Source organism: Candidatus Thermoplasmatota archaeon (assembly GCA_018814355.1).
Taxonomy (GTDB): Archaea; Thermoplasmatota; Thermoplasmata; order UBA10834; family UBA10834; genus COMBO-56-21.
The window spans coordinates 1-11,333 of the sequence record JAHIZT010000063.1 but is presented as its reverse complement, the minus strand read 5'-3'; the positions used below and the strand labels follow the sequence as shown (position 1 = coordinate 11,333).

Below are 11,333 nucleotides of genomic sequence, written 5' to 3'. Positions count from 1 at the left end.
GGTGCGGGCGGAGAGCGGATGCAGGAGTTCATCCGCGAGTTCGTGCTGAAGGAACTCGACCACGATTTCGGGGAGATACCTCTAGCCGCCTTGGATGATGCTGCAATCATAGACGGGATCGCGTTCACCACAGACTCCTACACGGTCAAACCTCTCTTCTTTCCGGGCGGGGATATAGGAGTCCTATCGGTTGCAGGAACGGTGAACGACCTGTCGGTCATGGGCGCTACTCCGTTGGCGCTCTCGTGCGCCATGATAATCCAGGAAGGATTCTCCGGTGAGGAACTCCACAAGATCATGAGGAGCATCAGCGCGACGGCGAAGAAGGCCGATGTGAGGATTGTCACCGGAGATACCAAGGTCGTCGAGAAGGGCGCCCTGGACGGCCTTTTCATAAACACCAGCGGAGTGGGGAAGAGGTCCGAGCACCTGGACCACAATATCCGCGAAGTGAGGAAGCACAGGAAGTTCAAGTGGAACTGGCCGAACGATTCCGCCGTGGCCGAAGGGGATGTGCTGATCGCCTCGGGTCCGATCGGGAACCACGGGGTTGCGATACTGTCGTTCCGGGAAGGATACGGTTTCGAGACGACGGTCAAGAGCGACGCTGCGCCCTTGAATCATCTCATTGCTGTGGGGCTGAAGGTCGGCGGCATCACGGCGATGAAGGACCCCACCAGAGGCGGGCTGGCGAACCTGCTCAACGAATGGGCGGACAAGTCTGAGACGGGCATCGTGGTCAGGGAGGAGGACATACCGATCGATGACGCTGTGCTTTCTGCTTGCGAGATGTTAGGTATCGATCCGCTGGAAATCGGGAACGAGGGCAAGGTCATTATTGCCGTCGTCCCTGAGAAGATTGAAGAGGTCCTCAAGGCTATCAAGTCCAGGCCCGAAGGGAAGAAGGCGAAGATCATCGGAGAGGCAACCAAGCACGTCCGAGGCGTCATGATGGAGACTCATACAGGTGGAAAGAGGGTGGTCGAGCCGCCCGTAGGAGACCCAGTGCCGAGGATCTGCTAGAGGATACTTCGTTCGGACCGAGCGACAAGGTCCGATCTCATTCTCCTGCAGGGATTCGTGTGCATACTCGAACGCATGGTTAGTTTTCAATCAGAGGACTATTGCACCGAGCTAAACTCCTTCTTCTTTCTATTCCCTTTCATTTCTTCTTACCATGGGAATCACCATTATGTATCGCCGACGTATTCGCTTCATGGTCAATCTGCGGTCCCCTGGTTTCTGGCTTCTCATCGGAGGCCTGGAGATGTTATTCATGGTGCATCTGGCCGAGTTTCTGTACCCCGGATACAGTACATCTCAGAACTACATCAGCGATTTGGGGGTTGGCCCGACTTCTTCGCGTTTGATCTTCACGGGTGCCATTATCATTTTTGGGTTGATGGCTCTGGTGACCGCGGCCCTGTTGCGGCTCAGGCCCAGGAAATCACTTATCTGGTTGTTCCTCGCGCTGTCCGGAATAGGGGCCATTGGTGTCGGAGTCTTCAATGAGGACTACATTCCCGAGGTGCATGCCCTGTTCGCTTTTTTGGCATTCCTCTTCGGGAACTTGGCAGTAATCTACTCCAGCAAGATGGTTCGGCCTCCTATGTCGTATCTGTTCATTCTTCTCGGCCTGATCGGCCTTTCGGCATTGGCCCTCTTCGCTGGTAACACATACGCTGGTCTGGGCGCAGGCGGTATGGAGCGGATGATCTTCTATCCTGCAATGTTCTGGGCCATAGGATTTGGAGCGTACTTGTTGGCTGAGGAGAACAGAGTGAGCCGTGTGCATGCTTGAACGTCTGACTATCTCTCAATTATGGGATTATTGCGCCGAGCTAAACTCCTTCCTCACTCCTTTCTCTCAATCATTGGGGGTTTGCGCGTGTATCGGATCTGGTGGGATTCGCTCATCACTGATCCAGCAATTCGAAGCATTCAGTGAGGAGCGCGCCTCCTGTTGTGCGTGGCTAAGACTCAGAATGCGCTGTCAAGACATTCAGTGGGTTGACAATATTCGAGGCAAAGTATATCCCACAGACTTCGACTGACGATAGAACGCAGTCATGCAGCGGGGCGCGTTGGATCATGCCTTCGGATAATTCGGTCATTAAGGTTCAGGATCTGCAGAAGATCTTTCCAGGCGATGTTCGAGCGGTAGATTCCGTCTCGTTCGACGTCCGAGAAGGAGAGGTGTTCGGATTCCTTGGCCCTAATGGGGCGGGAAAGACCACAACTATCTCGATTCTCAATACCCTCATGCTGCCGACTGGTGGCAGAGCGGAGGTGTTGGGCGCGGACGTCGTGACCCAGGCCAGCAAAGTGAGGAAACGGATCGGCCTGGTTCCCCAGGATCTGACCTCTGACGAAGAGCTGACTGGCAGAGAGAACATCGAGCTCCAATCGAAGCTGTACCACATTCCGTCTGCGGAGGCTAGCAAGCGGACCGACGAGCTCCTTGGCCTGGTCGGCCTCACTGATTCCCAGGATAGGATAGTCAAGACATATTCGGGAGGCATGAAGAAGAGGCTGGAGTTCGCAACCGGGCTTGTGCACAAGCCGAAGCTACTTTTCCTTGATGAGCCGACTCTCGGGCTCGACATCCAGACACGGACTAGCATTTGGGAGCATATCAGGAAGCTGAGGTCCGAGACGAACATGACCATCTTCCTCACGACTCACTATCTCGAAGAAGCGGACGGCCTCTGTGACAGGATCGCCATCATAGATCATGGTAAGATAATCGCTCTTGACACACCAAACGGTCTCAAGAAGGCAGTAGGCGGGGACGTGATCGAGGTCGAGATCGCCGAATGCAGCATGGACGTTCTGGAGATGATTAGATCGACCAGAGGGGTGACTCTGCTCGAAGGGAAGTGCTCTGGGAACAAGGCGAGGATTAAAGTGCCTGACAGCAACGCGGCCCTCCCACTGATACTCGAGAGCTTCTGGAACAAGAAGATCGCGGTCCTGAATGTGGCCGTCAAGAAGCCGTCCCTCGACCAGGCATTCCTCGAGTACACGGGCAGAGAACTGAGGGACGAGGACAAGGGCAACGGCGGAAAGCCAGGCGTATCAACAGCGAAGAAAGGCCGATTCGGAAGGAGGCGGTGAGCACATGCTGGGCGAGACCTACGCACTAGTCGTCCGAGATCTGAGGCGATGGTACAGGACTCCCGGCCAGATCATACTGGTGTTCACGACCCCCCTGATGTGGCTGCTCCTGTTCGGGCAGGCGTTCAACATCGGCAAGTTGGCCCAGGGTTCCCCTGACGTTGATATCAGGGAGGTGTTCGGGGGCGCGACCGATTACTTCTCGTTCATGGCCGTCGGCCAGACGACCTTCATCATACTGTTCGGGTCGCTCTTCAGCGGAGTCTCCCTCATATGGGACAGGAAGACCGGATTCCTGGCAAAGCTGCAGGTGGCGCCTATATCGCGAGCGTCGATCCCGATCTCGCGCATGGTTTCGACGGTGGTCAAATCGCTCCTTCAGGCGGTTGTGGTCCTGGTGCTTGCCGCGCTGTTCGTATTCATCCCGGGCTTGAGCGGGCTCAAGTTCAGCCCCGATTTCGGTATTCTTGATGCTTTCGGCATCGCTGTATTCCTGATACTCCTCGGGCTGAGCCTCGCAGCGCTTTTCGTAGCGCTCGGACTCATCGTGAAGAGCGAGGAGACACTGTTCGGCTTGATCAACCTGCTGAACTTCCCGCTCATGTTCACGAGCAGCGCGCTGATACCGATCGCACTCATGCCTGAGTGGCTCACGGCGGTCGCTAGATACAACCCCATCACATTCGTAGTCGATGGAATGAGGCAGCTCGTTTTCCACACCTCCATTGGCGCTCAGTATTCGGTCGGAGTCGACCTCCTCGGGATAACGGTCTTCGCGGTCCTGATGATATCCCTAGGAGCAGTGCTTTCGCGCAAGGCGCTTCTGAGGTCGTAGAATCTGCCAAATACCGTCCGGTCTTGAATCATGAGATTCAAGGCAAGATCGGACCAGGAGAGGGACACGGTTTGATTTCAATACAAATCTGGCATGACGATGTGCAGGGAACCGTGTGCGTGTTCGAATGCTGGGTTCTTCATCAGCAGATGGGCCGTCGCACTGAGCCGACCACATTCCTGCGCCGCCGAACAGAGGTGTACGGGCACACGATCTGGCATCTCGTGCACATGACGTGAGTCACGGGCGTCAACTGAGGTTCGTACTGGTCAAGCACGGGTCGCAGACGCTTCGGTATCGGCGGGCGGCAGTGCACCCCGACCAGACAACGCTCGGGATCTACGACGTAGGGTTTCAGCGCGCCAACTGGGCATGCTTTGACGCAGCGAATGCAATCCCTGCAGAGATCTTCCTCGAACGGCTCGTCAGGTTCAAGCTCGGCATTTGTCAGAAGGTAGCTGAATCTGAGCCAAGGACCGTATTTGGGCGAGATTATGAGCGCATTCTTTCCGAATGATCCTATCCCCGCAAGCCTGAATACCCGCTTGTAGGAATCCGGCGCAGACGCCTCATACGGATAGACGACTCTGTAACCCTCTTCTTCGAGCACTCGCGCAGCGTCGCGGCGTATCCAATTCAGAGGATAGTATCCTGGCCAATCGTATCCTCCGTCCTCCAAACGAACTCCAAGCTCACAGGAGTCGTCGGTCGACAGTATCCCAAAAACGACAACGCTCTTGGCATCGGGCATCGCCTCTGAAGGCTTCTTGGTGTAGTCCAGCTTCGTTTCAAGCAAGGACTTCATCGCTGGCCCTATTCTTACCCTCGGGAGAGAATCAACATCAGCGGCTGATGCGACTCCAAAAACAACGGCCCCTTTCTTCAGACAGACCTCTCTAAGTCTAGACTTCACATTTCTTCGTCTCTTTGACACCCCTGTTCCCCTCCCGGTCAAGTAACGATGGCGACCTATGGGCCGGCCATGCCCGAATCGTCGCCTATGGATTAAGAGCTTCTTTCGCGAGGAGCCGTATGCATACTTGAATGCCTGGCTCTTGTACAATCAGAGGGACAATGTATAGAGCTAGCCTCTTTCTATCTTTCCCCAAGGTACGTTCCTCGAAGAGCTTGGCACCCTCCTTGTGTCATTGATCAATCTAGTTGGGCATCGAAAAGGGTGCAGCGCTCGCTATCTATCCTCTGCCCCAGTCACGACTCTCCAAGCATTCGAGTATATGTTCATCCTTGACCCTCTGGCGAATCCCACAAGTGTGATGCCGAAGTCGGTAGCCAGTCTGACCGCGAGGTCTGTGGGTGCAGATTTCGAGATAATGACCGGAGTCTGACTCCTGGCGGCCTTCACCAATATCTCCGACGAGATCCTGCCGCTGGTCACCATGATTCTGTCTTTGGTCCTGATCCCTTTCAGAACGCACTCCCCTACGACCTTGTCAATCGCACTATGCCTTCCGACGTCTTCATTGAAGACGAGAATGCTTCTCGTGCTGCATATTGCCGCACTGTGGACTCCTCCCGTGAGTCTGTAGAGTCGCGACTTCCGAAGGAATTCTTTCATCAATAGCGGGATAGAATCTACACGTATCTTGAGTTCAGACTTGATCATGAGGTGCCTACCATCCTGCGTCGCGTCGACAAATGTCAGGCCTCTGCCGCAGCCGGTCGTGATAAACCGTCTTGCAATGAGAATCTCAGGCGATTTCTTGGCTTTCTTCAATTCCACCCAGACCGCTCCATCTTTCTCGTCCGCAATGACCTTCTTGATATCCTTCTTGCTTCTGATGAGCCCCTCCGCGAACAAGAACCCGACGGCCAGACAATCCAGGTTCTTCGGAGAACACATTAGGTTGGCGAGCTCGATGTCATCTAAGAAGATCGTCACAGGGCGCTCCTTGATGAGGACATCGCGGAGGCTCTCTTTCTTGCCCCCTATGATTCGCAAGACTTCTAGGTGACTTGTTACCCCGCTCATGTTGCATCAACCATTCGCTCGTCTCCGGCCTAGAGTCCTTCGGAGAAGACGGGAGCGTGCAGGCCCGCCCTTAGGATCGAGTGCCTGACTGACAGATCTCCCGCCAATTCCAGGACAGATGAGGCGGCCAGAAGGACCGATGCTACAGTGCCTCCGACTGCAAGTTCGTCATAGTAGGTTAGAGTGAGCGGCACCAGAAGGCCCGCAACAATCGCCAAGCCTACGAACGCTATCGCCAGCTTGGTGGTCGTCAGTCTCCTGAGCGATTCTCTCGCAGTCGATGTCGATGAGGCCATGTTGACCATGTAGATGACGACCAGCGCAAACATGGTCGTCAGCAGTATTGCGTCCAGGTTGGTCATGGTGGATCGGTTCAGGATCTCGCCTCCGGTTGCGGTCATTGTGAGGAAAGTCATCGCAACTCCGCCTGCAACAGCATAGGTGAAGAAGAGGGGCGGCATAAGGGCCGTGTTCCACGAGGTGATGGACTTGCATGATGCCAGGACGAAGCCGTCGTAGACCATCACCAGGGAGGCGCTCAGGACAGCGGCAACCCATAATGCCTGACCCATCAAGGTCTCACTGGTCCATGGGACCCAGCCAAAACCGATGTCGGGCGCCAGGTAGGCCGCCGCGAAGACTGCGAAAACCACCATGAATATGAGTCCCCTGCTGATCCATGAGGTCCGAGGTCTCATGAACAGCCTGTAGAACCTGGCAGGCCGGCCGAGATAGACCAGATGGGCGACGGTCTTGCCGATCACGACGATCAACAGTCCTACAAGCGCACTGGTGATGGAGTGTATGAACCAGGTTGAAACCACAAACTGACCGGCCCCGATGCCTCCGAGGAAGAGAGCCATCAAGAGCGCTCCGTCCCGCCATCTTCTTTTGCCGCCAAAACCCCATTCCATTTGAGCTCGGGGCCCAGGTTTGAAATCCTCATGTTTCAGCACGTCCAACTCATCCACCGCCCTGATTGAAACTAGAGAAGAGCGACAAACCAGGATCACCTCGCAGGGAGGTAATACACGCTTGCATCGGTGCCGTATTCGGGATGCAGCTGCATTCCTCGCCTCTTCTTGATGAGCTGTGAGACCTCGGATTCGGGATCGTCCAGGTCGCCGAAGGTCCTCGCCTCGCACGGGCATGCGTCCACGCAAGCCGGTTTCCGGGCCTTCTCGACTCTCTCAGCGCAGAAGTTGCACTTGCTCACGACCCCTCGGTCGCATTCTTCGAGCCATTTCTTTTTTGAATGCTCAGCGTACGCAGAGGAAGGCCTGCGGTCTCCTGTGAAGTAGTCTTTCCACTCGTCGACGAAGTACCTTGCACCATAAGGGCACGCAACCGCGCAGTATCTGCAGCCTACACATTTCTTCGGATCGACGATGACGATCCCGTCGGGCCTCTTCTTGGTGGCCCCCGTGGGGCAGACCTTCTCGCACTCCGGCTCCTTGCAGTTCATGCACAGCAGGGGCAGAGCCTGCCTGATCACTGTCGGATACTTCCCTGATTCGAGCCTGACCACCTTTGCCCAGAACACGCCAGGCGGAGTGTGGTGTTCTGCCTTGCAGGCAACGGAGCATGAGTGGCAGCCTGTGCACCTCTTCAGGTCTATGACCATGCCCCACCTAACCACTGCCAGCACCTCCGTCTTTGTACAGTTTCACCTTCACACAGATGTCCTGGCCAAGGGAGACCGGGCACGTATGCTCCTTGTCGATCTCTATCAACTCATTGAAGAAGACGCCCTTGCCCTTCGATATTGGCAGTCCTCTTCCCCAGTGGCCAGCATTCGCGGCAATGGCCACATGGTCCGGCCTTATGCCGTCGGTGATGTGGACCCTGCCTCTTGCCTTCGAGCCCTTCGGGTTCTCGAGCCAGACAGCATCTCCCTCTTTCACGCCCTTCCTAGTTGCCGTCTCCGTGTTCAGCTGTATCGTGTAGGTGTAAGGGTCGTTCTGCGAGATCTCGTTCAACCAGGGATTCTGCATCGTCATGGAGTATGTGTGCAGGGCGGAGCGCCAGTAGAATGCCTCGAGGTCGTATTCCGGGTTCTTCTCCGTGTGCGTCGGGCAGGGCCGCCAGTCGGGCAGCGCGTTGTGAGCGGTCCAGTCCACGAGGTCGGGCACTCCATACTTCTCAGCTATGGCCTTGCTCTTCCTGCCGGCCCTGATGATCCATTCTAGATAGACCGGGACTCTCACATCGTTGAAGGCTCGCCAATAGACCTCCTCCACCCGCTTGTCCCATTTCAGATAGCCGTGTTCCTTGAACCAGTCCAGTCCTTTGTCCGGGCCGAACCTGTCCTTCATGATGACATCCAGGATGGTCTCGAAGTTGAGCTTCTCCTTCGGGTCGAGTACCTTCTTGAAGTCGAGGTCGCCTCCGTAGGCCCTGTTGACCCACTCTCTCGCGGCTTCCAGATATCTGTCTCGCAGGCCGAGCCGTTCCGACAATTCCAGAATGACATCGATCATCGGCCTCCGTTCGGCCATCGGCTTCACGACCGGCTGCCTGATTGCCCATATCCACTCGCCCATTCCTGTGGCGTGACACGAAACCCCCACGGTTGGGAAAGTGGTTGCGGATGAATAGCGCTCGAGGAAACATGCGTCTGGCAGAACCATGTCTGCCGCCGCCTCCTCGAACTCCGTCGAGTATATGTTGAAGGAGACGATGAACCTGAACTTCTTGAGGAAGTTCTCCAGCAGAGTCTTCGGGTTTCCCACCGACATGATTTGATTCGTCGCGAAGCTGATCATCACGTCGGGCCTGTAGGGTATCTTGAACTTCTGCCAGAGTTCCTCGTTGTTGTCCCAGGCCATGATCGTCGTATAGGTCGGAATGTAGAACATATCCTGGAGGTCGAGCCTCTCAGGCGGGTCCTTGGGTTCAGGTGGCGGATAGGGTAAATGGGAGTATGGCCAGTTGCGGGCGACAAGGAGTCCGTCCTTGTCGGGTTCCACTGAGTACTTGAGCTTTCCAGTCCCGGGATATCCCAGATGAACGGGCGGACCAAATGCCAGAGCCCCGCCGGGCACATCTGCGGCCCCAACTATGTGGTTCGGCAGGACAAGGGACATGCAGTCCCAAGCCTGGTTGTAGTGTCCCTGCGATCCTCGGAAATATATTGAAGCCACCGGCCTGTAGGGCAACACCTTCCCGTTGATCGTGATCGTACTTCCGATTCTTGCCTCTTCACCAAAGTCCTTAGCAATTCTCCTGAGCGTATTGGCCGAGACTCCGCAGATTCCTGACGCGTATTCTGGGGAGTACTTCTTGAGATGCTCCTTGAGAAGCTGGAAGGAGGGGCTGCATTTCACGCCGTTGACCTCAAAGTTGCCTATCAATGCGCAGTCCTTCACGTCCTTCGATGTGAAGACCTCATGCTTGTTGTCGACGTTGTTCCAAACAAGAGGGACTCCAGATTTCTTGTCACGGAGATACAATCCATCCGGCCCGACGAGATAGGGTCCGTTGGTCTTCCATTTCAGATACTGGCTGTCGAAGAGCCCGTAGTCGTTCACGAGCAGGTTGGTCATCGCCAGTGCTGCCGCCGCGTCAGTGCCAGCCTTGATCGGCACCCACTCCTCTGCGGTCGATGCTTGAGTGCTCAGGAACGGATCGAAAACGATTAGCCTCATTCCTCTTGCCTTGGCATCGGCGGCCTGCTTGGCCGCGACGTTGGCAGCATGCCCCGCTCCGTGGCCCTTGGAACAACCCCAGTAGATGGCGAGGTTGCAGTACTTGAAATCTGGAATGACAGACCAAGAAGCGTGATAGATCCCGCCGATCATATGGGCTCCGTTCCCGCAGTGCAGCCCACCGCCGCCAGTGTAGTAGTTGGGGGTGCCGAACGCCTTTCTGAAGCTGAGTATGTTGAATGCTCTCTCCGCAGGAAAGGTGGGGCTACCGACAGTGTACAGTCCACGTGGATCTCTCTGCATACACTCTCGCAGCTTTGTAGTGAGGATATCCATGGCCTCGTCCCAACTGATTCTCTTCCATCCGGGATCAACACCGATTCCTTTCTCGGGATTCGTCCGAATCATGGGATAGTTGAGCCTGCTAGGATCGTAGAGCATCATCGGGGCAGAGATGCCTTTGGCGCAAATGTTCCCGTAGCCTTGCGGCGAATCGGGGTCGCCCTCGATCCCCACGACGATTCCATCCTCCACGCGAACGTCAACGGTGCAGGTGCCATAGCACATGCCGCAACTTGTCTTGACCATCGTTCACCAGCTGTCTCAGGAGTGGAAAGCCCGCAATGTACTTAACCGTGACGAATCGCATTTCGAAAGACATGCGAAACCGCAGCCAAAGGGTTTGAACCTTGGTCTTTGGTTGATCTTCTATCAGAGGATTATTGCACCGAGCGCGACTCCCTCCTCACCCGCTCCACTATCCCAGGCAGCGCCTTCGCAACCTTCGGGGTGAGCTTCTCGCTGACATTGACCAGGTCTTCCGCCTCGACCGCAATGAAGACGACCTCCTTGGGCATCTCGTTCGGCACGAGCTTCCTTCCCAGGGCGAGGGCCGTCGCGATGTTGATCCCGTGCGGGGAAGATCCATGGATGGACTTCTCGAAATCCTTCTCTTCAAGGACGTACAGTTCACCAGGTTCTCCCTTTGTCGTCTGGATCGCATCTACTATGACGACCTTGTCATAACCCCGGACCACATCGAGCAGCTCCAGCCCACTTGCCGCGAGCTCCTCCACGTCTACTCCAGGTAGTTCCCTTTTCATGATCTCTCGAGCGACATGGATGCCTACGCCGTCGTCCGAGAGAATAGGGTTGCCGACGCCGAGGATTAGCACTCTCACGGGAATCCGAAGGGCCTCAGCCATAATAACCCTGACTCTGACATCATGATTGGTATGAAAACGATATGTGAGGGGGAGGCCCCCTCGTGAAATCAGTTCAGAAGTTTCTCTGAGTCGACTGGACCGAGCTGTCCTTGCGTCTGATCGTTACCTCAAGGGCTGGCCCGCCGTTCAGCGAGTGCGTGCCACACGAGTTGCAGGGGTCGTAACACCTGAAGGCCATCTCCACCTTGTTCAGCAGGCCAGGTGACACCTCTCCGTTCTTGATCAGAGCCTTCGCTGCCTGCTTCACACTCGTGTTGATGGCAGCGTAGTTGTTCGTCGTCGCGACGATCATGTTGATCTTCGTGCACAGGCCGTTCTTGTCGGAGGCGTAGTGGTGTATGAGCGTGCCTCTAGGCGCCTCGACTATGCCCACACCCTCTTTGGGCTCGCCGTACGGGCCCCTGATGTCGTCGCTGGTGATGCTCTTGTCGCTCGCAAGCTCCAGCATCCTCTCTGTGGCGTGCTGCAACTCTATGACCCTAGCCCAGTGGTACGCCAGAGTGTGGTTCACCGGCCCG

At 55.9% G+C, this 11,333-nt stretch carries 11 protein-coding genes; 4 read left to right on the top strand and 7 right to left on the bottom strand.

From position 1 onward, the window contains the following. Positions 1-18: 18 nt before the first annotated feature. The 4 genes from hypE to KJ653_04665 all read left to right on the top strand — a co-directional run bounded on the left by hypE (position 19) and on the right by KJ653_04665 (position 3,952). Positions 19-1,023, top strand: a complete 1,005-nt coding sequence (gene hypE / locus KJ653_04680) for a hydrogenase expression/formation protein HypE (protein MBU0685127.1) — start codon at positions 19-21, stop codon at positions 1,021-1,023. A gap of 193 nt (positions 1,024-1,216) precedes the next feature. Then, complete coding sequence (locus tag KJ653_04675; protein ID MBU0685126.1) at positions 1,217-1,801, top strand: DUF998 domain-containing protein; 585 nt, start codon at positions 1,217-1,219, stop codon at positions 1,799-1,801. A 290-nt stretch (positions 1,802-2,091) separates the two neighbouring features. Continuing rightward, complete coding sequence (locus KJ653_04670; protein ID MBU0685125.1) at positions 2,092-3,117, top strand: ATP-binding cassette domain-containing protein; 1,026 nt, start codon at positions 2,092-2,094, stop codon at positions 3,115-3,117. A gap of 4 nt (positions 3,118-3,121) precedes the next feature. Further along, positions 3,122-3,952, top strand: coding sequence for an ABC transporter permease (locus tag KJ653_04665; protein ID MBU0685124.1), 831 nt, complete (start codon positions 3,122-3,124; stop codon positions 3,950-3,952). A 142-nt stretch (positions 3,953-4,094) separates the two neighbouring features. On the opposite strand, the gene KJ653_04660 is transcribed toward KJ653_04665, so the two are convergent. The 7 genes from KJ653_04660 to KJ653_04630 form a co-directional block, all read right to left on the bottom strand. Beyond that, entirely contained in the window at positions 4,095-4,886 is a 792-nt protein-coding gene (locus tag KJ653_04660) for a hypothetical protein (protein MBU0685123.1), read from the bottom strand. Between the two features lie 255 nt (positions 4,887-5,141). Further along, the gene (gene fdhD / locus KJ653_04655) at positions 5,142-5,942 is read right to left on the bottom strand and encodes a formate dehydrogenase accessory sulfurtransferase FdhD (protein MBU0685122.1); all 801 of its coding nucleotides are present in this window, start codon (positions 5,940-5,942) and stop codon (positions 5,142-5,144) included. A 29-nt stretch (positions 5,943-5,971) separates the two neighbouring features. Further along, positions 5,972-6,805 (bottom strand): polysulfide reductase NrfD, encoded by an 834-nt coding sequence (gene nrfD, locus KJ653_04650; protein ID MBU0685121.1) that lies wholly within the window; start codon positions 6,803-6,805, stop codon positions 5,972-5,974. A gap of 146 nt (positions 6,806-6,951) precedes the next feature. After that, positions 6,952-7,566: a 4Fe-4S dicluster domain-containing protein gene (locus tag KJ653_04645; protein MBU0685120.1), complete on the bottom strand. Its 615-nt coding sequence runs from the start codon at positions 7,564-7,566 to the stop codon at positions 6,952-6,954. Positions 7,567-7,573: 7 nt separating this feature from the next. Then, a complete protein-coding gene (locus KJ653_04640) occupies positions 7,574-10,177 on the bottom strand; it encodes a molybdopterin-dependent oxidoreductase (GenBank protein ID MBU0685119.1) in 2,604 nt (867 codons plus the stop codon). 131 nt (positions 10,178-10,308) lie between these two features. Further along, positions 10,309-10,794 (bottom strand): hydrogenase maturation protease, encoded by a 486-nt coding sequence (locus tag KJ653_04635; GenBank protein ID MBU0685118.1) that lies wholly within the window; start codon positions 10,792-10,794, stop codon positions 10,309-10,311. 73 nt (positions 10,795-10,867) lie between these two features. Continuing rightward, a partial coding sequence (locus KJ653_04630) for a nickel-dependent hydrogenase large subunit (GenBank protein ID MBU0685117.1) occupies positions 10,868-11,333 on the bottom strand: 466 nt, incomplete at its 5' end.

Bases quoted from the DNA above. Each gene is read 5' to 3' on its own strand.
- hypE (MBU0685127.1), top strand. From the start codon at position 19: ATGCAGGAGTTCATCCGCGAGTTCGTGCTGAAGGAACTCGACCACGAT.
- KJ653_04675 (MBU0685126.1), top strand. From the start codon at position 1,217: ATGGTCAATCTGCGGTCCCCTGGTTTCTGGCTTCTCATCGGAGGCCTG.
- KJ653_04670 (MBU0685125.1), top strand. From the start codon at position 2,092: ATGCCTTCGGATAATTCGGTCATTAAGGTTCAGGATCTGCAGAAGATC.
- KJ653_04665 (MBU0685124.1), top strand. From the start codon at position 3,122: ATGCTGGGCGAGACCTACGCACTAGTCGTCCGAGATCTGAGGCGATGG.
- fdhD (MBU0685122.1), bottom strand. From the start codon at position 5,942: ATGAGCGGGGTAACAAGTCACCTAGAAGTCTTGCGAATCATAGGGGGC.
- nrfD (MBU0685121.1), bottom strand. From the start codon at position 6,805: ATGGCTCTCTTCCTCGGAGGCATCGGGGCCGGTCAGTTTGTGGTTTCA.
- KJ653_04645 (MBU0685120.1), bottom strand. From the start codon at position 7,566: ATGGTCATAGACCTGAAGAGGTGCACAGGCTGCCACTCATGCTCCGTT.
- KJ653_04640 (MBU0685119.1), bottom strand. From the start codon at position 10,177: ATGGTCAAGACAAGTTGCGGCATGTGCTATGGCACCTGCACCGTTGAC.
- KJ653_04635 (MBU0685118.1), bottom strand. From the start codon at position 10,794: ATGGCTGAGGCCCTTCGGATTCCCGTGAGAGTGCTAATCCTCGGCGTC.